Consider the following 19,608-nt stretch of genomic DNA (forward strand, 5'->3'; position numbering starts at 1 on the left):
TGTTGAGGTTGGCAGCCTGCCCTAGAAGCAAAGACGCCCGGGACCAGCCCGGGCATTTGCATTCTCTCGCTATCGACTGGAGCCCTACGCTCCCACCATCGGCATCCGCGGATACTCACCTGGCGTGCCCGCCGGGGTGATCGGGATGCCGCCGTCGGAATATTCATTGAGCTTGTTGCGCAGCGTGCGGATCGAGATGCCCAGGATGTTCGCGGCATGGGTCCGGTTGCCGAGGCAGTGTTTCAGCGTCTCCAGGATCAGATCGCGTTCGACGTCGGCGACGGTGCGCCCCACCAGCGCCCGCGTCACCTGCTCGGCGGCCATGGTCGCGTGCGCCACCGCCGGCACTGTCTTGGCGAGATCGAGGCGATCGCCGTCCGGGGTGAGGATCGCATCGGGTCCGATCTCGTCGCCCTGCGCCATCAGCACCGAGCGGTGCATGGTGTTCTCGAGCTCGCGGACGTTGCCCTGCCAGCGGTTGGTGGAGAGCACGCGGCGCGCTTCCGCCGAGATCGGCCGCACCGGCACGCCGTTGGCTTCGGCATATTTCTTCACGAAATGCTGGGCGAGCTCGAGAATGTCGGCGGGACGCTCGCGCAGCGGCGGGATCTTCAGGTTCACGACGTTGAGGCGGAAGAGAAGGTCCTCGCGGAACGTGCCTTCGCGCACGGCTTCCACCAGATTGCGGTTCGAGGTCGCGATGATGCGGATGTCGACCGCAACAGGCTTGGTGCCGCCGACGCGGTCGATCACGCGCTCCTGGATGGCGCGGAGCAGTTTTGATTGCAGGCGAACGTCCATCTCGGAGATTTCGTCGAGCAGCAGCGTGCCGCCGGTGGCTTCCTCGAATTTGCCGATTCGGCGGGCGATCGCGCCGGTGAAGGCACCCTTCTCGTGGCCGAACAGCTCGGACTCCAGGAGATGCTCGGGGATCGCGGCGCAGTTGATCGAGATGAAGGGCCGCTTGGCGCGGGCCGAGCGGGTATGGACGTAGCGGGCCAGCACTTCCTTGCCGGTGCCGGATTCGCCGGTGATCATCACCGAGGCGTCGGAGCCCGCGATCTGCTGGGCAAGCTTGACGACGCGCGCCATGGCTTCGTCGCGATAGATCAGCTCGCGGGAATCATTGGCCACAGCGGCCAGCACCGCCGCGATCAGCTCCGGATCCGGCGGCAGCGGGATGTATTCCTTGGCGCCGGCGTGGATCGCGGCGACCGCGGCGCGGGCGTCGTTGGTGATGCCGCAGGCGACGATCGGGGCGTGGATGTGCTCGGCCTCGAGCCGCATCACGAGGTCGCGGATGTCGAGGGCGACGTCGACCAGCAGCAGGTCGGCGCCCTTACCGCCGCGCAGCACGCGCATCGCCTGCTCGTGATCCTCGGCGTGGGTCACGGTGGCGCCGTTCTCCATCGCGATCTTGGTGGCGGTGGTGAGCTGGCCCTTCAATGTGCCAACGATGAGAAGCCGCATGTCAGTCTCCTGTCCGTCTGTTCGCGCTATCGCGCGTCATTCCTTTGCAAGCGCTAGCTGCGTTCGGTCCTGATGATTTCAGTCATGGTGACGCCGAGCTTGTCCTCGACCAGCACCACCTCGCCGCGGGCGACGAGCTTGTTGTTGACGTAGATGTCGATGGCCTCGCCGACGCGGCGGTCGAGCTCCAGCACGGTGCCGGGCCCGAGCTTCAACAGCTCGCCGACATCCATCTTGGAGCGGCCGAGCACCGCCGAGACCTGCACCGGCACGTCGAAGACGGCCTCGAGGTCGGCGGCGACGCGCGAGGCATATTCGTCCTCGCTGTAGCTCACATCGGTGCCGGTCGGCGGCAATGGGCCGTTGAGGTCGGGCAGCGGGACCTGTCCGTCGTTGTCGCTCATGGCTTAATTCCCCCTGCGGGACGCGATATAGCGTCCGACCATGTCGTCGATCTTGGCCGCGATGGCGCTGCGCTCCAGCACGACGCCGCCATCGGCCCATTCGATCCGGCAGTCGCCGGTGGCAATGTCGGGCTCGGCCAGGATCACCAGCCGTCCTTCGAATCCGCTCTGCTTGGCGAGCCGCTCGATCTTCTCGCGCGCGCTGTCGTAGAGCGCGTCGTTGATGCGGACCACGAGATGCGGGGTGGCGACCAGATGCGAGAAGCAGTCCTTGACCAGCGCCATGATCTCGCCGAGCGGCTCGGCGGCGACCAAGTCGGCGCACAGCTTGCGGGCCACGGCGACCGCGACGTCAACCGCCTCGGTCTCCATCTTGCTCTCGATATTGCCGATGCCCGACGCGATGCCCCGGATGCCGATGTTGATCTCTTCCATGGCGAGCGCGACGCGGCGGTCGCTCTCGGCCTTGGCCTCGCGCTGGCCTGCGTCAAAGCCGTCCTGATAGGCGCGCGCTTCGGCTTCCGCGAGCTTCTGCGCGATCTCGGCCACGGTCGCGGCCTTCTCGCGCGTCCGGTCGGGTGCGGCGAAGTCGGTGTCGAACAGGAATTTGGCCGGAGCGCCCATCAATACACCAGCTCGTCGTCGGCGCGGTTCTTGGTCAGCATGATCTCGCCCTTGGCAGCGAGGTCCTTGGCGAGGTTGACCAGCAGTGCCTGGGCCTCGTCGACGTCGCGCAGGCGAACCGGGCCCATCGCCGCCATGTCGTCCTGGAGCATCTTGGCCGCGCGCGAGGACATGTTGCCGAAGAAGAAGCTGCGGACGTCCTCGTTGGCGCTCTTCAGCGCCACGCCGAGCTTGTCCTTGTCGACGTTGCGCATCAGCGTCTGGGCCGAGCCGGAATCGAGCTTCACGAGGTCGTCGAAGGTGAACATCAGCGCCTTGATGCGCTCGGCCGATTCCCGGTTGTCCTCTTCCAGCGAGGTGATGAAGCGGGTTTCGGTCTGGCGGTCGAAATTGTTGAAGATCTCCGCCATCACCTCGTGGGCGTCGCGGCGACGGGTCTGCGAGAGGTTGGACATGAATTCGGTACGCAGCGTCTTCTCCACGCTCTCGATTACCTCCTTCTGCACCGCCTCCATCTTCAGCATGCGGTTGACGACGTCGAGGGCGAGGTCCTCGGGGAAGATGCCGAGCACGCGCGCGGCATGCTCCGGCTTCAGCTTCGACAGCACCACCGCGATGGTCTGCGGATATTCGTTCTTGAGATAGTTGGCGAGAACCTCTTCCTGCACGTTGGAAAGCTTCTCCCACATGTTGCGCCCCGCGGGGCCGCGGATCTCGTCCATGATGCCGTTGACGCGCTCGGGCGCCAGATATTGCTGGAGCAGCCGCTCGGTGGCGTCGAAATTGCCCATCAGCGCGCCGGACGCCGACATGCGTGAGACGAATTCGAGCAGCATGTCCTCGACCGTATCGACCTCGACGGTGCCGAGAGTCGACATTTCCAGCGAGAGCTGGCGCACCTCGTCATCGTCGAGCAGACCCCAGATCTTGCCGCCATATTGCTCGCCGAGCGCCAGCATCAGGATCGCCGCGCGTTTCGGCCCCGCCACCGCTTCGGTCTTGGCGCCCGCGCGGCTGCCGGCACGCTGACCGAGCGTGGAGATCACGCTGGTGATGTCGTTCGAGTTGGCGTTTTGCCGGTTGCCGGCCATGTCAGTTCACTTCTCGAATCATTTCGCGGGTTCGGTCAGCCATTGACGGATGATGGCGACGGTTTCGTTAGGGTTGCGCTCGGCGAGCTCGCCGACGCGATGAACGGACTGGGCGTGGACTTGGCCTTGGACGGTGGCGACGTCGATCGCGCTCGCGGCGCCGCTCGGCAGCAGCGCCTGGCCGCCGGCCGGTGCGGCCTCGTCCAGGGCGGCGGGGCCGGTGAGGGCACCGGAGATGGCGGCGGCAACCTCCTCGGAGGCGAGGATGCGCTTCACCAGCGGGCGGATCACCATGAACATCACGATCAGGCCGAGCAGCATCATCACGCCGAGCTCGACGAAGTACATGACGTCGTCCTTGGTGAACTGCAGCATGCCGAGGAAGCCGCTTGGCTCGGCGATCGGGGCGGTGGAGGGGGCATCGGCAAAGCGCAGATTGACGACCTCGACCTGGTCGCCGCGCTTCTGGTCGAAGCCGATCGCCGAGCGCACCAGGGTGGCGATGCGGTCGAGCTGCTCCTTGGTGCGGTCGGTGTAGGCGAGCTCGCCCTTGTCGTTCTTGGTGTAGATGCCGTCGACCAGCACCGCGACCGAGATGCGGTTGACCCGGCCGGCCTCGGTCACTTCGGTCTTGGTGGTGCGGGAGATCTCGTAATTGTTGGTCTCTTCGGTCTTCTTGCTCTGGTCCTTCGCTGCCGGGCCGCTGTTCTGCTGCTGGCCGGGGAGCTCGTTGTTGACCGTGACCTGGCCGTTATTGTCGGCGGTCATGCTCTGCTCTTCGCGGGTCTGGCTCGAGCGCAGCACGCGGCCTTCGGGATCGAACTTGTCCGAGGTCTGGGTGACCTTGTTGAAGTCGAAATCGGCGGAGAGCTGGACGCGGGCGCGCCCCGAACCGACCACGGAGGAGACGATGTCCTCGACCTGCTTGCGCATCCGCTTCTCGTAGGCGGTGCGGCGCTCGTCGCCGACCGCCTGCTCCGGATCGGTCTGGGCACCATCGGCAAGCAACGAGCCGGCTTCGTCCACGATCGAGACCCGCTGCGGCTTCAAGCCGTTGACGGCGGAGGCGACGAGGTGGCGGATGGCGCGGATCTGCTGGGCTTCGAGCGATCCACGGACCCGGACCACGATCGAGGCCGACGGCTCCGGCGCCTCGCGCGAGAACAGCGGACGCTCGGGCAGCACGAGGTGGACGCGGGCGGCCTGGATCCGGTCGATGGCGCGGATGGTGCGGGCGAGCTCGCCCTCCAGCGCGCGCAAATGATTGATGTTCTGGACGAAGGAGGTGGTGCCGAGCGCGTCGGACTTGTCGAACACTTCGTAGCCGACCCCGCCGCCCTTGGGCAGGCCGCCCTCGGCGAGCTTCATCCGCAGCCGCGTCACCTTGTCCTTCGGCACCATGATGACGCTGCCTTCATTGCGCAGCTCGAACTGGATGCCCTGGCGCTCCAGGTCCTTGATAATGCCGGAGGAATCCTCGACGCTGAGGTCGGTGAACAGCGTCGTCATCTGCGGCGTGGTGACGCGCATGATGACGAAGGCAAAGAAGCCGATGAGCGCGGCGGTGACCGCGATCATCGCCCCGAAGCGGGCGGCGCCGATACCTTTTAAAAAGTCCGCAAGACCTTGCAAGCAACCGCCCCGAAGCTTCGACCCGCAACTGAGCGGCCGAGTGGGCAATTATTGCCTAGGTGATGGTTTCGATATGGTTAACGAAGGTTAAGAGCTCGGACAAAAGTAGCGCCAAAACGAAACATGAAAAAAATCGGCCTCGCACAGCGGGGCCGATTTTCGTCAAAATCAGCAGATTTCCGGATTGCTTACTGGCGATATTGCTGGATGCGGGTGGTGCGAAGGCCCGCCAGACCGTGCTGGTCGATGGAAAACTGCCAGGAGAGGAATTCGTCGACCGTCAGGGTGTACCGGCTGCAGGCCTCTTCGAGCGAGAGAAGTCCGCCACGAACTGCGGCAACGACTTCAGCCTTGCGGCGGATGACCCAGCGTTTGGTGCCGGGGGCGGGCAGATCTGCAATCGTCAGCGGACTGCCGTCCGGCCCGATGACGTATTTTACCCTCGGGCGATGGGGTTCTGTCATGGCGTACTCACAAACTCTCAACCACTGAACTCACTTCGCAACCGTACGCATGCGGGCTTAAAAATCCGCTAAGCCTAAGGCTTCAATACAATTCTCGTTGAAACTTGCGGGAACACGACCGGCCCGGCGGGCAGAAAACGCAATTTCAGCCGGCCGAGCGGGGTCTTCGTAAATACTTTACTAAGAAACAGGGCGCGCAAATCGCGCGTATCAGCCCAAAGCGCGAGGTCTAGCTGCCGGAGCTGCTGCTGGTGGCGACGACGCTCTTCACCTGGTTCAGCGTGTAGCTCTGGCCGTCGATGGTGAGCAGCGGCGGCGACTGGGTCAGGTCGACTGACGACACCGTGCCCTGCACCTGCGCCGAAATGCCGACATTGTTGTTCGAGGCGTCCTTGCCGGTCGCCGAGATCGTGTACTTGCCGTCGGGCCATTGCGTGCCGTCATTGCCCTGGCCGTTCCAGGTGAAGGGAATGTCGCTGCCGGCACCCGCGGAATATTGGCCGGTGAACACGGTCTGGCCGCTGGAGTTGGCGATGGAGATGTTGACCGTGGCGCTGGAGGGCACGTTGAGATGCCAGGTCGCCGACGAGCTCTTCATGGTCGCGGTGGTGCCGTCGACCACCGCGGTCTTGCCGACGAAATCCAGCGCCTGGGTCGCCTGCGTGGTCTGCTGCAAGGTGACGAGCTGCGACAGCGAGTCGTTGGTCTTGAGCTGCTGCTCGACGCCGGCGAACTGCACCAGCTGCTGGGTGAACTGGTTGGTGTCGAGCGGATCGAGCGGGTTCTGGTTCTGCAGCTGCGTCGTCAGCAGCGTCAAGAAGGTCTGGAAGTTGCCGGCGAGCGTCGCGCCCGTGGACGAGCCCAGGCTCGAGCTCGACGAGGAGGACGACGACGTTTGCGTCGTGCCGGAGACGACGGCAGGTGCGGTGGCGGAATTCGTGGTGGTCATTTGCGAATACTCCTCACACTCTGATGTCGACGCCGCTGCTCGATCCGAGCATGCGGCCATAGCTGCGGCTCACGGGTGCAGCCGCGCCAGAATCGTCTTCACTGATGATCAGCCGGCGGGAATTGCCGGAATTGTCGTTGTTCTGGCCGGAGTTCTGTCCCGACGAATTCTGGTCGCGCAGGCTGAAAGAGAGCCCGTTGCTGCCGGTCTTGAGGCCGGCATCGTCGAGCGCGCGCTGCAATTGCGGCGCGTCCTGCCGCAGCATCTGCAGTGTCTCCGGCTTCTCGACGGTGAGATGCGAGGTGACCTGGCCGTTGCGGTCGACATTGATGCGGACGTCGATGCGGCCGAGATCGATCGGATCGAGGCTGATGTCGAAGCGCGTCTTGCCGGAGCGCGCGGCGGCCGCGATCTCGACTGGGATGCCGCTGATCGGCACGGCGTTCGAAGTCGCCGCGGTCGCGGTCAGCGTCGCGGTGGAGGCGGTGGCCGCCGATGTCGTATTGGTCAGCGGCGCCTGCACGGCGGAGGCGGCTTGCGCGCTGGCGTCGGTCGTCGCAGCAGCAACGGCTTGCGTGTCGGCATGGGCGTGCGTGGCCGGCGCGGCCGGCGTCGCATCGGCCGTGCGATTGGCAGCATCGGCCTTGGCGTCGGTCGCGGCGCTGTCGGCCTGCGGCTTGGCGGCTTCTGGATGCGCGGCGGCGTTGGTCGCCGTCGCGGCATTTTGCGCAGTGGTCGCGGCCTGCGCGGTCTTGTCGGTATCCTGGCCGATATTGGAGACGTCGGCCTGGCCTTGCGCGGTCGCTGCAGCCTTGAACGACGTTTTGGGCGTGCCCTGGTCGACCGCGGTGAGCTGCGCGGCGTTCGCCGTCGCATCCGTCGCGGTGCCGTCGGTCGTTGTAGCAGCCGCATCGGCGAGCGCGGACTTCGCATCGGCGGTTTTGCCGTCGGTCTTGCCGTCGGTCTTGGCCGTCTTGCCGGTCGCATCGGTCTTGGCGCCGGCGATCTGCGCCGCGGTCGAGGCGCTGGCGGCGATGCCGGCGGCTGCGATCGTCAGCGGCGAGGAGGCGGTGTTGGCGGCCTGGCCGGCTGTCGCATTCGGATCGACCGGAACCACGGGCGCCGCGACGGGGATAGTGGCCGGATCGGGCGTCGCCGCCGGCGTCGCGGCGGCCTGTGCTGCGGCAGAGGCGTCGACCGCGGCGGCGAGGCCGTCGGTGGTGCCGTCGGTCTTGTCGCCCTTGGCGTCCTTGGTCTCCTGCGACTTGTCGCCCGACTTGGACGCGTCGCTCTTGTCCTTGGTCTTGGCAGTCGCCTTGGTCGGATCGGCCGGCGTGTCGCTCGCGGCCGTCGTCGAGGAATCCGTGTTGTCGCTCGCGTTGCTCTGCGAGGACTGATCGGTCGAGGAAGAGTCGCGCGTGCTCCGGTCGGACGAGGAGGACGACGAAGACGACGAATCGGTCCGCCGCGGCGCGGTGTCCTGGCTCGCGGACGAGGCGCTGTTGCTGATGGCCTGGGTGTTGCTGTCGACCAGCGCGCCGAAGGAGTCACTCGGCGTCGAGTCCTTGGTGCTCTGCGACCGGGCAGGCTTCTGCTGCGCGCTGGAAACCTGCGCGCTTGCCGCTACGTCTGACGTGACACCGACCACAGGCGACCCCTCGAAAACATCTTCGGGCTAGAAGGTCAGCAAGGAGCGGGCCAATCCTTCGAATTGCCATTTTATATAGCGATATCAATATCTTGTGGAATCGGCAGTACCCCCGCCAGCTGTCCGAAAACCCCGTCATTTCTGCCGCCCCGGCAAGAATTGCCGTAAGCTTGGGGCGGCCGCGATTGCTTCACCGGAATGCGGCCTATATTAAAGGGTGCTCTCAGCCGCTTTCGACCGGGCAGGCCGTGCCCTTCGGGAACTCTTGGTTCCCGGGGACCGCCGGTGTCCCGGCCAAAGGCACAGAAATCGCGGATCGCGAACGCCGCCGTCACAACTGCTAGGCCCATGCTCAACAGTCTGGATCTCGAAGGCCGTCCTGAGGACACCAGGGTCGTCGTTGCCATGTCGGGCGGCGTCGATTCCTCGACGACGGCTGCGCTGTTGAAGGCGGAGGGCTATGATGTCGTCGGCATCACGCTGCAGCTCTACGACCATGGCGCGGCGACCCACCGCAAGGGCGCCTGCTGCGCCGGCCAGGACATCCACGACGCCCGCGACGTCGCTGCCAAGCTCGGCATTCCCCATTACGTGCTCGACTACGAGGACCGCTTCCGCGAGTCCGTCATCGACAATTTCGCCGACTCTTATGCGCTTGGCGAGACGCCGGTGCCGTGCATCGAGTGCAACCGCTCGGTCAAGTTTCGCGACCTGCTGAAGACCGCGCGCGAGCTGGGCGCGCAAGCGCTCGCCACCGGCCATTACGTCGCCTCGCGCCGCCGCGACGACGGGTCGCGCGCGCTGGTGTGCGCGGCCGACAGCGACCGCGACCAGAGCTACTTCCTGTTCGCGACCACGCAGGAGCAGCTCGACTTCCTGCGCTTCCCGCTCGGCGACATGACCAAGCCCGAGACGCGCGAGCTTGCGCGCCGATTCGGTCTCTCCGTCGCTGACAAGCACGACAGCCAGGACATCTGCTTCGTGCCGACCGGCCGCTACACCGACATCATCACCCGCCTGCGTCCGAACGCGATGGACCCCGGCGACATCGTCGATCTCGACGGCCGCGTGCTCGGCCGGCATCACGGCATCGCCAATTTCACCATCGGCCAGCGCCGCGGCCTCGGCATCGCCGCCGCCGCGCCGCTGTTCGTGGTGCGGCTGGAGGCCGCCAACCGTCGCGTCGTGGTCGGCCCGCGCGATGCGCTGAGGATGCACCGCATCGCCTTGCGAGACGTCAACTGGATCGGCGGCGGCGACATCGACCGCGCGATCGGTTCTGGCCTCGAGCTGTTCGTCCGCGTCCGGTCGACCCGCAGCCCCCAGCCGGCGTGGCTGCGCGGCGCTGACGGCCATTACGAGGTCGAGCTCGTCGCCGGCGAAGAGGGTGTTTCGCCCGGCCAGGCCTGCGTGTTCTACGACGCGCCCAGTGGCCAGGCCCGCGTGCTCGGCGGCGGCTTCATCCAGAGCGCTGCCGCGAAGGTCGCGAGCAACACGGCGCGGCCGCTCGTGGAAGCGGTGCGCGGCTAAGAGATATCCGGGGCAGGGGCATGGCAGCAGACATCTCGCGGGCCGGGGTCGAGAAGGCCTATGGCCGCTGGGCGCCGGTCTATGATCTCGTGTTCGGCAAGGTGTTCGACGCCGGCCGGCAGTCGACCATCGCCGAGGCCGACCGCATCGGCGGCCGTATCCTCGATGTCGGCGTCGGCACCGGTCTCTCGCTGTCCGATTATTCGCGCACCACAAAGATCTGCGGCGTCGACATTTCCGAGCCGATGCTGCGCAAGGCGCAGGCGCGCGTGCGCGCGCTTCGCTTGAGCAATGTCGAAGTGCTCTCGGTGATGGACGCCAAGAACCTCGCCTTCCACGATGGCTACTTCGACGCGGTGGTCGCGCAATATGTCATCACCGCCGTGCCCGATCCCGAAGGCACGCTCGACGAGTTCGTACGCGTGCTCAAGCCCGGCGGCGAGCTGATCCTGGTTAACCACATCGGCGCCGAAAAGGGGTTTCGCAAGCTCTCCGAGCTCGCGTTTGCGCCGTTCGCCCGCCGCCTCGGCTGGCGTCCGGAATTCCCGTGGCAGCGCCTGGTCGACTGGGCTGCAAAGCACGGCGGCATCACGCTTGCCGAGCGCCGTCCCATGCCGCCGATGGGCCATTTTTCGCTAATCCGCTACCACAAATCGTAATGTTCAGAGGCTGGAACAGAGCGCGCGCTTCGCGCGTTTCCTGTCCATGCGCACGACATCAAACATCATCCTGGCTAGCCTCGTGATTGCAGCCGCCGGCGCCGCGGTCGCGCAGGCGCCGCCCGCCCCGGCGACGCCGCCGCAACAGACCGCGCCGCCATCCCCGCAGCACGCGGCCGACTGCACGCCGCAGGACCGCCCGAACCGCGCCACCACGCCCGACGGCACCACTACCGGCCAGGCCCGGGAACCGCTCGGCGACAAGCTGGCAAAATCCGACGGCGTGCTCTGCCCGCCCGCTGGCGTCGATCCCGAAATGCACGCCCCCGCGCCGAGTACGGATGGCAAAATGCCCGTCATCCCGCCCCCCGGTAGCCCCGGCGGCGACCCCACGGTCAAGCCGAAATAGGCCGTAGTGCCGTACCCCAAAACGTCGTCATGCCCGGGCTTGTCCCGGGCATCCACTTCTTGGGACCGCAGATTAAGGCGTGGATGGCCGGGACAAGCCCGGCCATGACGGATTCGGCGGGGAGTTCGGCCCAAAACAGGCTGATCTGTCCCCACGCGGACCTGTCCCGCCGAAGCTTTCGCGAAAGCGGAAGCGAAGGCGGATTGACTTCCCGCCGCCCCCTTCATTATATGCCGCGCGTTCGCGAGATCGGCCTTATCAGGCCTTCGCGACCCTGTGGCGGGGTAGCTCAGCTGGTTAGAGCACGGGAATCATAATCCTGGGGTCGGGGGTTCGAGTCCCTCTCCCGCTACCACCTTTCCCCACACTCCCGTTACTCGGTTGGGGTAGGCGGCTTCTCCGAGCAGGGCATTTAGGCGCCCGGCTATCTCGACCGCTACTCCGCCTGATCTGGCTGGATCCCGAAACACCGTGACCGTATCGACAAGGTCTCGAATGGCTTCTGCGGCCTCCGCGTCGCCGGTTGCGACACTTTTCCCCAATGCGTCTTCCAGCCGATTGAGCTGTTCCTCATACCGGTTCAGGACAGCCGGATGCAGCGCGACTTCTTTTGGGATAGTTGGTTCGTTCTGCAGCGCTTGGATTATCCGCTTTCGTTCGGCATCCAAAGCAGTCGACCGTGGTCCGAGAACAGAGGGGTCGCCGTGCCCTTTTGCGATCGCATCTACCAGTCGTTCGATTTCCCTGTTGATTTGACCAAGCTGCTGCTCAAGGCGTTGCCGTTTTGCATTTGATGTTGCCGTGAGGCGCTTCCGCTCCTCGAGATATGTCCTTACGTACTCCGCAATAACCTTCGGCGCGCGCAATTCGGTCTTCAGTCCGCTGAGAACCGCACTTTCGACGGTGTCCAAATAGAAAGTCTTGGCATCAGGACACATGCCGCTCTCGGTCGCAGCCGAGCAGCGAATGCGAACACGCCCCGATTTGTCCCGCCCATTCGTTGCCATGCCCGAGCCGCATGAACCGCAGCGGAGCAAGCCAGACAGCATTCGACGGGGACGACGTTGATGACTCGGATGCGTGCAACTACGCTCCTGTTTGCGCTGCTGAGCAGCCCTGAACAATTCTGAATCGATAATTGCAAGATGGGGCACTTCGGCTACCTGCCAATCACTCCTTGCATTTGGTCGCGATAGTCGCTTTCCCGTGTCAGGGTCTTTCACCATCCTAACTTTGTTCCAGACGAGACGGCCGACATAGAGCTCGTTCTGCAAAATTCCGGCAGCTCTCTCACGATTGCCGTTGATGGTTGATGCATTCCATGCGCGTCCTCGCGGAGCAGAAACCCTTTCCTTATTCAAATCGTGGGCAATTTCGCGAGGCGTTCGACCACTCACGTATTCCTGGAAGATGCGTCGGATGACTTGTGCTTCGGCCTCGAGGATCACACGTTCACCGCTTCTTCCCGCGACTGCGGCGTATCCGTACGTCAGGCCGCCGCCGGCCAAACCTTGCTTGACCCGTCCCGCTAGACCGCGACGCACTTTGTGCGCGTTGTCCTCACGATAGAGTTGCCCGACCAGACCGCGAAGGCCAACCAGTACGGTGTTAACGACGCCTTCGTGTACCGCTCGGATCTCGATTCCGAGAAAAGAGAGCCGTTTATGGATACCGGCGAGGTCTTCCATGTCTCTAGAAAGGCGATCGAGCGCCTCGACGACCACTACGTCAAAGGATTCCTCTCGCGCGTGATCCAACATCCGCAGAAGGCCTTCGCGTCCCATGATCGACCCGCCCGAACGTGCACGATCTTCGTAGGTGCGGATAACAGTTAAGCCCTCGCGCTCAGCGTAGGTTCGACAAAGTGAAAGCTGATCTTCAATCGAACGCTCGTTCTGAAGATCCGTCGAAAACCGAGCATAAATCGTTGCCCTTTTCCCCTTCGTTTCGATTGGCGAGTTCTCTTTCATGATCTTCCCTCGCGGCCAGACGGGCAAGTACGCGCGCGAGGCGTAAGATCGCTCGTCTGGATTTGTCTGCAAGGGCAATTTTCGATTCACATCGGTAGTCATCTCGAGCATCATGCTCGGGCGCCCCTTGACCGGAAAGGCGACTATGCATTCGGCGCGGAATCGGATGCTGGAGCGAAGTAAAAGGGATGAGCTCGTAAGAGCGTCGAGGGCCGGAGAAGCCGGTGGCGAGATCCCTACAGGCAGCTCTCGGCGATCTTGCAAACCCAGGGAAACGCCGGCACCGTCACAAGCACTCTCTTTTTGGTCGATTCACGCTTGGCGCCAGTTCGCTATGAACGGCTGACTATCGATAAGCTCGCTTGCCATCCTCGTGATTGAATCGACCGTCCGTCACGATTCAGTCGGACCACACTGGTGCCGACGCGGCTCGCTCGCTTAACGAGCCGGAAATGTCATCCCCGAAGGTCTCGCTGACTCTCCTGACGAAGCAGCTGACTCTTAATCAGCGGGTCCCAGGTTCGAGCCCTGGTGCGCCCACCAAATAAATCAAGACCTTAGCAAGAGAAACCCTTTGAGACCGACGGACTAAAACGGTTTTTCAAACGGTGTTTTTTGGCGGCCAGCCGGCGAGTCCACTCTCGGCATTCGGCATTGTGATCTACTCTGTCCGTCTCGACGGAGGCCAAGGCGACTCGAAGGCCGTCTGGCAGAACCGCTTCCTTGATGTTGTATGTAGTTCAGAGCCGCACGACATAGCCGGCATTTTTTCACTTCTGTTCAATGTCATCGGCGGCGCATTGGGGCAGCTGCGCGGCGCCTCCACCGAAATAGTGCTTGAAGTCGATGTGAACTTATGTTGTCTGGCCGATAAGCCGCCATGCGGTCATAGAGGAGAACCGATCCCGTCTCGAAGCGCCGATAGACCGATTTGTGCATCGGCGGTTTTGATTCCGCCATTCGGAGGTTCGATCCCTCCCGCCCCAGCAAAAAAGATTCCGATAAATCAGAAGATTAGCAAGCGAGTTGCGACGCATTCGCACGGATTCCGTGTTGCGTCGTCTACCAAAAATTTCCGTTTTTTTTCAATGGCTCCCAAAAATTGCCGGCGGCTCCACGCAATATGGATGCAACATGAAATGGGGAAACGCCAGGGAGTGGAATAAAGTCAGTCGCGCAGTCGGGCGACAGAAAAGTAAGGCTCGGCTTCCAAATTCAACGCGCTTAACTTGGCTTTCAAAAGCCGACGCAGATCGACTGGCTGCGCAAGCACAGTGCGAAGATCGTAACCCTCCATCAGTATGATGCGCTTATTCGGATTGCCGCAAATGCGCGTCGCCCAACTTAGGAGCGAGCTCTCATCGTCATCTGCTCAACCAATTGCTTGAGATGCCGGTCGACAGACGTCGACCAGCGGGCCAAATCCGCCCGTCGATAGGCTTGGCCTGGCTTCAAATGCCTCTTGAGTTCGTCGAGCTTGCTCATGCCCTGCCAAACCAAGACGCCCACGGTGCAAACGCCCGTCACGATATTGATAGCCCTCATGCCATGTCCCTCCGTACCGATATCGCGCAGGGCGAGTAGGGCAGAAATTTGACTTTTCTAGCTCCGTCCCCTGCTACGATCAGCAATCTCAGGAGCGAGGCCGGTGACATTTGAGGCGATCGTTGACGATTACATCTCTCAGCGACGGCGTCATGCCCTCGCCGAACTAGACGAATTCAGGAAGCTGCGAACGCTACAAGAGGCTACGCGCTCATCGCATCGGCCGCGGAAGTCGCCGCAGTGACCGCGGCGGCGACCTCGCCACCTAGTCGCGCGAGATTATGCTGCACCGCTTGATACTTCGAGATGGTTCGCTCGAAGGCAACGCGTTCCGTCGAATAGCGCACGGACAACTCCAGCATCGCCTCCAGTGCCCCGCTGATCTGTTGGCTGCGCACGGCGCTGCCCATCAAGAAAAGGGAGGTCGGATCGAACTCGTTTGGCGCAGTCGCAATAGCGGCCGGCTGCACGCCGGCAACGGAAACAGTATCCGCCGCGTCGCCTGCAAGGTTCTCGAAGCGATCAATGCGGCAAAGCGAGGCATCCACCAAAGCGATCCTGACTCCTGCAGCGCTCTTGGCAAGAACGGCAAAATGAGCGGCATCGCGCGCGAACGGGATGCGCCTCGCCTGTCCGGTCAATCGCCCCTCGGCGTCCAGTCCGATCAGTTCACGCGGGTCGCCGGGCAACACCGTCATCATTCCTTCCGGCGCGACGATTCCGCCCTGCGACAACAGCCACCCCGCAAGCATGGTCTCCGCCAGCGGAACCGCAAGGGCTGACCTTCCGGCCGCGCGCAGCACGGCAAAGCCATCGATCAGGCTCGCGCCCGAACCGCCGTGCTGTTCCAATACCCACGCCAACGGCAGACCGGCCTCGGCAAGTGCGCGCCACAACGGCGTCTTCCACGCATCGCCCCGAGCGTGCGCGACTTCTTGCAGATCCGCCAGGTCGGCGAAGATCCGTTCGGCGGTGGAAACGACGATATTGTCTTCATCTGACATGGAGGCTCCTGACTTGGACGGAACGCAACTCGAGCGGGACAACGGCCTATTCGGCTTGGGCATTCCGATCGTCCGCTCGCTTCTGGGCTTGTGATCTCCTCTGGCGACAGCTTGAGCTTGCCGGCAAGATCGGTCGAGAAATCCACCGAAAACAGAATGGCGGATACCTTTGCACACCTGCGAAATCGCCGATTGCGAGACAATCAATCGCTCAAGTGAAACTTGATCGCATCACGCATCACGGCCGCAAATGCCTTCTCTTGCGAGACGAGGGCGTCGGTGAGGCCAGCAACGCAAATGGCGAGAGGCTCGCTGGATTCAGCTACTCGCGGGAGAGCCATGGCCACCACGCCGGCGCCTGGCGTTACCAGACTGAGCGACAATGCATGGCCCTGCTTTCGCACCTTGCCGAGTTCGACCAGCAACGCCTTGACATCGACCTGCTTCTCGGGATGCGTTTCATAGGAGTTGAGCAGCTTGACCAGACGGCGGACCTCCTTGTTGGAATACCGAGACAGCAGCGCATAGCCCAATCCGGACTTTGCCAGCGGGCGGAGCGTTCCGGAGCGCACGTGCAAGCGCATGGGAACCTTGGATTGGATGACGTGGATGTATTGCGCGGCCAGACCGTTGCGCAGGCCGACCATGACAGTCTCCCCAGTCCTTGCCGACAAATCCTCCATCAGGTTGATCAAGCGCCCACGGCGGAACAGAACGGGGCTGAGCCAGTGGCCCAGCATCGAGATCCGCGCCGTCGGGATGTAGGTTCGGCGGCCGGCGTCATAATGCAGATAGCCAAGCGCGGTCATCGTCCGCATCAAAGCGGACGTGCTCGACTGCGGGAAATGCAACGCGGCAGCCACGTCGATAACCGATGCGGCGGACTGATGCTCCTCGAAAAACTCGAGAACCTCGAACACGCGCTTCGCCGACTTGACGGTGTTGTCGATCTTCTGATCTGGCGGCACCAGACTCTGCGTAACCTTGGGAATGTCGCGACGCAATTCAGGTGTCAAACCGCGCGTGGGCGCCGGTCTGACGGGCTCATTCCTTTTCACGACCGCCATCTCCGCTGCTTGCCCTGCTGCCAAACCCGGCTCTTGAGCCACCAGCTTCCAAACTGGTCGGGGCGGCCGGCCCCCTCGGGATCGCAACCCAGTTGAAAGCGCCGCCCGCGCCGGCCAGCGACCTTCTCGGCCAAGCGCAATCGCGGTCGCCTTTCCGTCTCGCAGTGTGGATTCGACGTATTCGGGTTCACAAATGAGGCCTAGCTGGGAGATGATAAGGCCAAGACATCCCACACGATACCCGTTCGCAAATAATGGCGTCAAATTAGAAAAGTGTTCTGAAGAAACTCATATGCAGTTTGAACCGTCATTCGCGCGAATTCCTCATTGACGCCACCAGAAATTCGCAGCATCGGTGCGTTCGCTGACGTAATGGGACGCTGAGCGTTAGCGGTGGTTATTCAATGCAAACGGAGAGAGCCAGATGAACGACGAGACGTTGGCTGCCGGGCTGGACAATCGCTATGCCAAGTATGCGCGGCTTCAGTTCGACTGGCCGCAGCCGCGCGTCCTACGGGTTACGATGTCGAACGGCAAGATGAACTCCGCCGATGAGAAAATGCACGGCGAGCTCGGCATGGTCTGGCGGGATATCGACAGCGATCCCAGCGTCTCAGCCGTCATCCTGACTGGTGCGGGCAGAGCCTTCTCAGCGGGTGGCGATTTCGCGATGATGGAGCGCATCATCGACGATCATGACACGCGGATCCGTAACTGGAAGGAAGCCCGAGACATCGTCTACAACGTCATCAATTGCTCCAAGCCCATCGTCAGTGCAATCAGGGGGCCGGCGGTCGGTGCCGGCCTCGCTTGCGGCTTGCTGGCAGACGTCTCCATCGCCACCAAGACGGCGCGCATCATTGACGGGCATACGAAGCTAGGCTTGGCAGCGGGTGATCATGCGGCGATTGTGTGGCCGCTGTTGTGCGGAATGGCGAAGGCAAAATACTATCTGTTGCTGTGCGATCAGCTTTTGGGCGAAGAGGCGGAGCGGATCGGTGTCGTGTCGATGTGCTGCGAGGACGACGAACTGGACGCAAAAGCGATCGAAGTCGCCGGCCGCCTTGCTGCAGGACCGCCGAGTGCCATTCGCTGGACGAAATACGCGCTCAACAATTGGCTCCGGCAGGCCGGGCCGACATTCGATGCTTCGTTGGCGCTTGAATTCATGGGATTTACAGGACCGGAAGTGAAGGAAGGCCTTGCGGCTCTCGTGGAAAAGAGACCGCCGGCATTTCAACTGGATTGTCCGCTCTGAGGAGACGAGACTATCTCATTCTGTCGCTCCCCCCGAGCCTATGCTCATTTCATGAAATGCACCGGCGTCATCAAGAACGACGTCGGCGCGGTGGTCGAGCTGCGCTGTACTTACGATTGCGCGACCCGCGACGGCAACGCGCCGGGCGGACGCAAGGTCAAGGCCACCATGCATTGTCTGCCGGCGGCCCAGTCGCGCCTAGCTGAAATCCGCGTTTACAATCAGTGTTCGCCAAGCCGAGCCGCGAGCCGGCAATTTTGCCGCCGACATCAATCCGCAGTCGATAGAAGTGCTGTCCGACGCGGGGATCGAGGCCAGCATGGTCGAAAGCAATTCGAACGAGGTGAACAGGCGATCGACATCGCAAAAGCTGGTGTTCAACCGTACCGTCGGCCTACGCGACACCTTTGCCAAGGAAGACGCCAAGGGCTGAAGCCCGTTCAAAACGATTGGATATTCGATGCCATATGCTGCCGACGACATCGCATCCGACATCATCGCGAAATGGGCCGCGGCTTTCAGCAGACTGGACGCCGACGCGCTTTCCTCGCTCTATTCAAAGCATGCGCTGTTCTTCGGCTCGAACCCGAAACTGTACCGCGGGAGAGACGGTGTTGCGGCCTACTTCAAGGGATTGCCGCGGTGGCGGACAACTGCCGTTCAATTCAGCGACGTCGTCTTCGAACTGGTCGGCCCCGATCTGGTCAATGTCGCCGGCACGGCGTCGTTTGACGTTGATCAAGGTGCGATAAAACTGTCGCTCAAGATTACCTGGGTGATCGCCCGCGAAGACGGCGACTGGAAAATCGTCAGCCATCACGTCTCGTCGAAGGCCCCGTTGATTTAACAAGTGCAAGGCCACCATGGAGGGAGCGCTTGACAGAAATGCTGCGCTCGCGCGCGAAATCGCGAGACATCACAATTGCCCTTGCCCCCGTGGAGTCGCCCGCCGAAGAGCAGGTGAGGAGTTTAGGGCGGGCCCTGCTGAATTCGTGCTCGGTCGCTTCCGGGCGCGCTGCATCGGCATACCCGCGCTGGCGCGGCGCGACATCTTGTCTGCCCAGTTCGTGGTCCGCGACCGGCCTTGGTTCGACCCGCGTTTCGCCGTTCCAACCGGCAAAACCGAGTGCGGGCGCCGGCACGTTCGTGCCAACGAAGCGCCGCAGTGTGTGGCGGTACACACAACCCACCGCGGTTGTCTGGAAACGCTGATATTGCCGCGGTTTTTGAGGTCCATGGGACCCCGGCAGAGAATCCCTCCCTCTTCGCCATCGATATTGGACAGCGTGGTCCGTTCAGAGATAGGCGTTTCGCCCAATCCCTCTCGCGAATCCAGCCCAACACCTTTAGCGTGGATCCCCGCGCCTAGTTCTGCGAAAATCTTTCCGTTTTCGCAAAACTCGAGATGGTCGATAGGATCGAACTCACTTGGGTTGATCAGCAGGGCGACTTCGTCGCATTCGCGATCCGGTTCAAAAGCTCCATTAGCTTCGTCCTCGAGTGGAAACCGATCGGGCTTCCCGGCGCCCGCATCGGCTTTCGTCAAAGCCGCTGCAAGCCCGTGGTGCTCATGTCGGCAACACCATTTCGCATCGGCCTAAAGCCCTTTCGCGTGGACGCTCAAAACATCGACATCTACCAATTTGGAGAAGCGGTGGGCGAGGGCACTATACGCGACGTGGCCTGAGTTCGAAGACCTGGCAACCGTAACAACCTTCCAACCCGGGCAGTAGCTCAAACGGTAGGTTTGGGTCTGGCAAGGTCAAAAATGCTTCATCATTCAAAGGGGATTGACTGACACTCTCTCCGCCGCACTGCAATGCTAGCCGTGGAATTTCGACGAAGGGCACGACGCCCCAACCGACATGGCGACACCGAAAATGC

General features: G+C 62.8%; 16 protein-coding genes, 1 tRNA gene and 3 pseudogenes. 9 read left to right on the forward strand and 11 right to left on the reverse strand.

Annotated elements, in window-relative coordinates:
- Positions 1-84: 84 nt before the first annotated feature.
- From flbD to FXB38_RS34305, 8 genes are all read right to left on the reverse strand, one after another.
- The gene (gene flbD / locus FXB38_RS34270) at positions 85-1,470 is read right to left on the reverse strand and encodes a sigma-54-dependent transcriptional regulator FlbD (protein WP_148755365.1); all 1,386 of its coding nucleotides are present in this window, start codon (positions 1,468-1,470) and stop codon (positions 85-87) included.
- A gap of 53 nt (positions 1,471-1,523) precedes the next feature.
- Positions 1,524-1,874 (reverse strand): flagellar motor switch protein FliN, encoded by a 351-nt coding sequence (fliN, locus tag FXB38_RS34275; RefSeq protein WP_148755366.1) that lies wholly within the window; start codon positions 1,872-1,874, stop codon positions 1,524-1,526.
- Between the two features lie 3 nt (positions 1,875-1,877).
- Positions 1,878-2,498 carry a FliH/SctL family protein gene (locus FXB38_RS34280; protein WP_148755367.1) on the reverse strand — a complete coding sequence of 207 codons (621 nt, stop codon included), beginning with the start codon at positions 2,496-2,498 and terminating at the stop codon, positions 1,878-1,880.
- Positions 2,498-3,589 carry a flagellar motor switch protein FliG gene (gene fliG, locus FXB38_RS34285; protein WP_148755368.1) on the reverse strand — a complete coding sequence of 364 codons (1,092 nt, stop codon included), beginning with the start codon at positions 3,587-3,589 and terminating at the stop codon, positions 2,498-2,500. Before fliG ends, FXB38_RS34280 begins: the two co-directional genes overlap by 1 nt.
- Positions 3,590-3,607: 18 nt before the next feature.
- Entirely contained in the window at positions 3,608-5,221 is a 1,614-nt protein-coding gene (gene fliF, locus FXB38_RS34290) for a flagellar basal-body MS-ring/collar protein FliF (RefSeq protein WP_148755369.1), read from the reverse strand.
- Between the two features lie 188 nt (positions 5,222-5,409).
- Positions 5,410-5,685 (reverse strand): CtrA inhibitor SciP, encoded by a 276-nt coding sequence (gene sciP / locus FXB38_RS34295; RefSeq protein ID WP_002714638.1) that lies wholly within the window; start codon positions 5,683-5,685, stop codon positions 5,410-5,412.
- Between the two features lie 229 nt (positions 5,686-5,914).
- Positions 5,915-6,634, reverse strand: coding sequence for a flagellar hook assembly protein FlgD (locus FXB38_RS34300; protein ID WP_148755370.1), 720 nt, complete (start codon positions 6,632-6,634; stop codon positions 5,915-5,917).
- Positions 6,635-6,647: 13 nt separating this feature from the next.
- Complete coding sequence (locus tag FXB38_RS34305; protein ID WP_148755371.1) at positions 6,648-8,282, reverse strand: flagellar hook-length control protein FliK; 1,635 nt, start codon at positions 8,280-8,282, stop codon at positions 6,648-6,650.
- 348 nt (positions 8,283-8,630) lie between these two features.
- Between FXB38_RS34305 and mnmA the strand changes: the two genes are divergently transcribed.
- The 5 genes from mnmA (at position 8,631) to FXB38_RS45140 (ending at position 11,674) form a co-directional block, all read left to right on the forward strand.
- The gene (gene mnmA / locus FXB38_RS34310) at positions 8,631-9,812 is read left to right on the forward strand and encodes a tRNA 2-thiouridine(34) synthase MnmA (protein ID WP_148755372.1); all 1,182 of its coding nucleotides are present in this window, start codon (positions 8,631-8,633) and stop codon (positions 9,810-9,812) included.
- 20 nt (positions 9,813-9,832) lie between these two features.
- Complete coding sequence (locus FXB38_RS34315; protein WP_148755373.1) at positions 9,833-10,471, forward strand: class I SAM-dependent methyltransferase; 639 nt, start codon at positions 9,833-9,835, stop codon at positions 10,469-10,471.
- A gap of 46 nt (positions 10,472-10,517) precedes the next feature.
- On the forward strand, positions 10,518-10,880 hold the full coding sequence (locus FXB38_RS34320; protein WP_148755374.1) for a hypothetical protein: 363 nt from the start codon (positions 10,518-10,520) through the stop codon (positions 10,878-10,880).
- A gap of 278 nt (positions 10,881-11,158) precedes the next feature.
- Positions 11,159-11,235: transfer RNA gene (locus FXB38_RS34325), tRNA-Met, on the forward strand.
- Positions 11,236-11,473: 238 nt separating this feature from the next.
- Positions 11,474-11,674, forward strand: coding sequence for a hypothetical protein (locus FXB38_RS45140; protein ID WP_430640207.1), 201 nt, complete (start codon positions 11,474-11,476; stop codon positions 11,672-11,674).
- 93 nt (positions 11,675-11,767) lie between these two features.
- Here FXB38_RS45140 and FXB38_RS34330 read toward each other — a convergent pair.
- From FXB38_RS34330 to FXB38_RS34345, 3 genes and pseudogenes are all read right to left on the reverse strand, one after another.
- Positions 11,768-12,964, reverse strand: a pseudogene (locus FXB38_RS34330) (recombinase family protein); the annotation flags it as partial.
- Between the two features lie 1,640 nt (positions 12,965-14,604).
- Positions 14,605-15,399, reverse strand: a pseudogene (locus FXB38_RS34340) (acyl-CoA dehydrogenase family protein); the annotation flags it as partial.
- Positions 15,400-15,602: 203 nt separating this feature from the next.
- The gene (locus FXB38_RS34345; RefSeq protein WP_148755377.1) at positions 15,603-16,466 is read right to left on the reverse strand and encodes an IclR family transcriptional regulator; all 864 of its coding nucleotides are present in this window, start codon (positions 16,464-16,466) and stop codon (positions 15,603-15,605) included.
- Positions 16,467-16,890: 424 nt separating this feature from the next.
- Between FXB38_RS34345 and FXB38_RS34350 the strand changes: the two genes are divergently transcribed.
- The 4 genes and pseudogenes from FXB38_RS34350 to FXB38_RS34365 all read left to right on the forward strand — a co-directional run bounded on the left by FXB38_RS34350 (position 16,891) and on the right by FXB38_RS34365 (position 19,411).
- Positions 16,891-17,724 carry an enoyl-CoA hydratase/isomerase family protein gene (locus FXB38_RS34350; RefSeq protein ID WP_148755378.1) on the forward strand — a complete coding sequence of 278 codons (834 nt, stop codon included), beginning with the start codon at positions 16,891-16,893 and terminating at the stop codon, positions 17,722-17,724.
- Positions 17,725-17,763: 39 nt separating this feature from the next.
- Positions 17,764-18,157 (forward strand): annotated as a pseudogene (locus FXB38_RS34355) (glutamine--tRNA ligase); the annotation flags it as partial.
- A 27-nt stretch (positions 18,158-18,184) separates the two neighbouring features.
- Positions 18,185-18,571, forward strand: a complete 387-nt coding sequence (locus FXB38_RS34360) for a YybH family protein (RefSeq protein WP_148755379.1) — start codon at positions 18,185-18,187, stop codon at positions 18,569-18,571.
- A 558-nt stretch (positions 18,572-19,129) separates the two neighbouring features.
- Positions 19,130-19,411 carry a hypothetical protein gene (locus tag FXB38_RS34365; RefSeq protein WP_148755380.1) on the forward strand — a complete coding sequence of 94 codons (282 nt, stop codon included), beginning with the start codon at positions 19,130-19,132 and terminating at the stop codon, positions 19,409-19,411.
- The last annotated feature ends 197 nt before the right edge of the window (positions 19,412-19,608 follow it).

Origin of the sequence: Bradyrhizobium cytisi (genome assembly GCF_008123515.1) — a bacterium.
GTDB lineage: Bacteria > Pseudomonadota > Alphaproteobacteria > Rhizobiales > Xanthobacteraceae > Bradyrhizobium > Bradyrhizobium cytisi.

Bases quoted from the DNA above. Each gene is read 5' to 3' on its own strand.
- flbD (WP_148755365.1), bottom strand. From the start codon at position 1,470: ATGCGGCTTCTCATCGTTGGCACATTGAAGGGCCAGCTCACCACCGCC.
- fliN (WP_148755366.1), bottom strand. From the start codon at position 1,874: ATGAGCGACAACGACGGACAGGTCCCGCTGCCCGACCTCAACGGCCCA.
- FXB38_RS34280 (WP_148755367.1), bottom strand. From the start codon at position 2,498: ATGGGCGCTCCGGCCAAATTCCTGTTCGACACCGACTTCGCCGCACCC.
- fliG (WP_148755368.1), bottom strand. From the start codon at position 3,589: ATGGCCGGCAACCGGCAAAACGCCAACTCGAACGACATCACCAGCGTG.
- sciP (WP_002714638.1), bottom strand. From the start codon at position 5,685: ATGACAGAACCCCATCGCCCGAGGGTAAAATACGTCATCGGGCCGGAC.
- FXB38_RS34300 (WP_148755370.1), bottom strand. From the start codon at position 6,634: ATGACCACCACGAATTCCGCCACCGCACCTGCCGTCGTCTCCGGCACG.
- mnmA (WP_148755372.1), top strand. From the start codon at position 8,631: ATGCTCAACAGTCTGGATCTCGAAGGCCGTCCTGAGGACACCAGGGTC.
- FXB38_RS34315 (WP_148755373.1), top strand. From the start codon at position 9,833: ATGGCAGCAGACATCTCGCGGGCCGGGGTCGAGAAGGCCTATGGCCGC.
- FXB38_RS34320 (WP_148755374.1), top strand. From the start codon at position 10,518: ATGCGCACGACATCAAACATCATCCTGGCTAGCCTCGTGATTGCAGCC.
- FXB38_RS45140 (WP_430640207.1), top strand. From the start codon at position 11,474: ATGCAGCGCGACTTCTTTTGGGATAGTTGGTTCGTTCTGCAGCGCTTG.
- FXB38_RS34345 (WP_148755377.1), bottom strand. From the start codon at position 16,466: ATGGCGGTCGTGAAAAGGAATGAGCCCGTCAGACCGGCGCCCACGCGC.
- FXB38_RS34350 (WP_148755378.1), top strand. From the start codon at position 16,891: ATGAACGACGAGACGTTGGCTGCCGGGCTGGACAATCGCTATGCCAAG.
- FXB38_RS34360 (WP_148755379.1), top strand. From the start codon at position 18,185: ATGCCATATGCTGCCGACGACATCGCATCCGACATCATCGCGAAATGG.
- FXB38_RS34365 (WP_148755380.1), top strand. From the start codon at position 19,130: ATGGTCGATAGGATCGAACTCACTTGGGTTGATCAGCAGGGCGACTTC.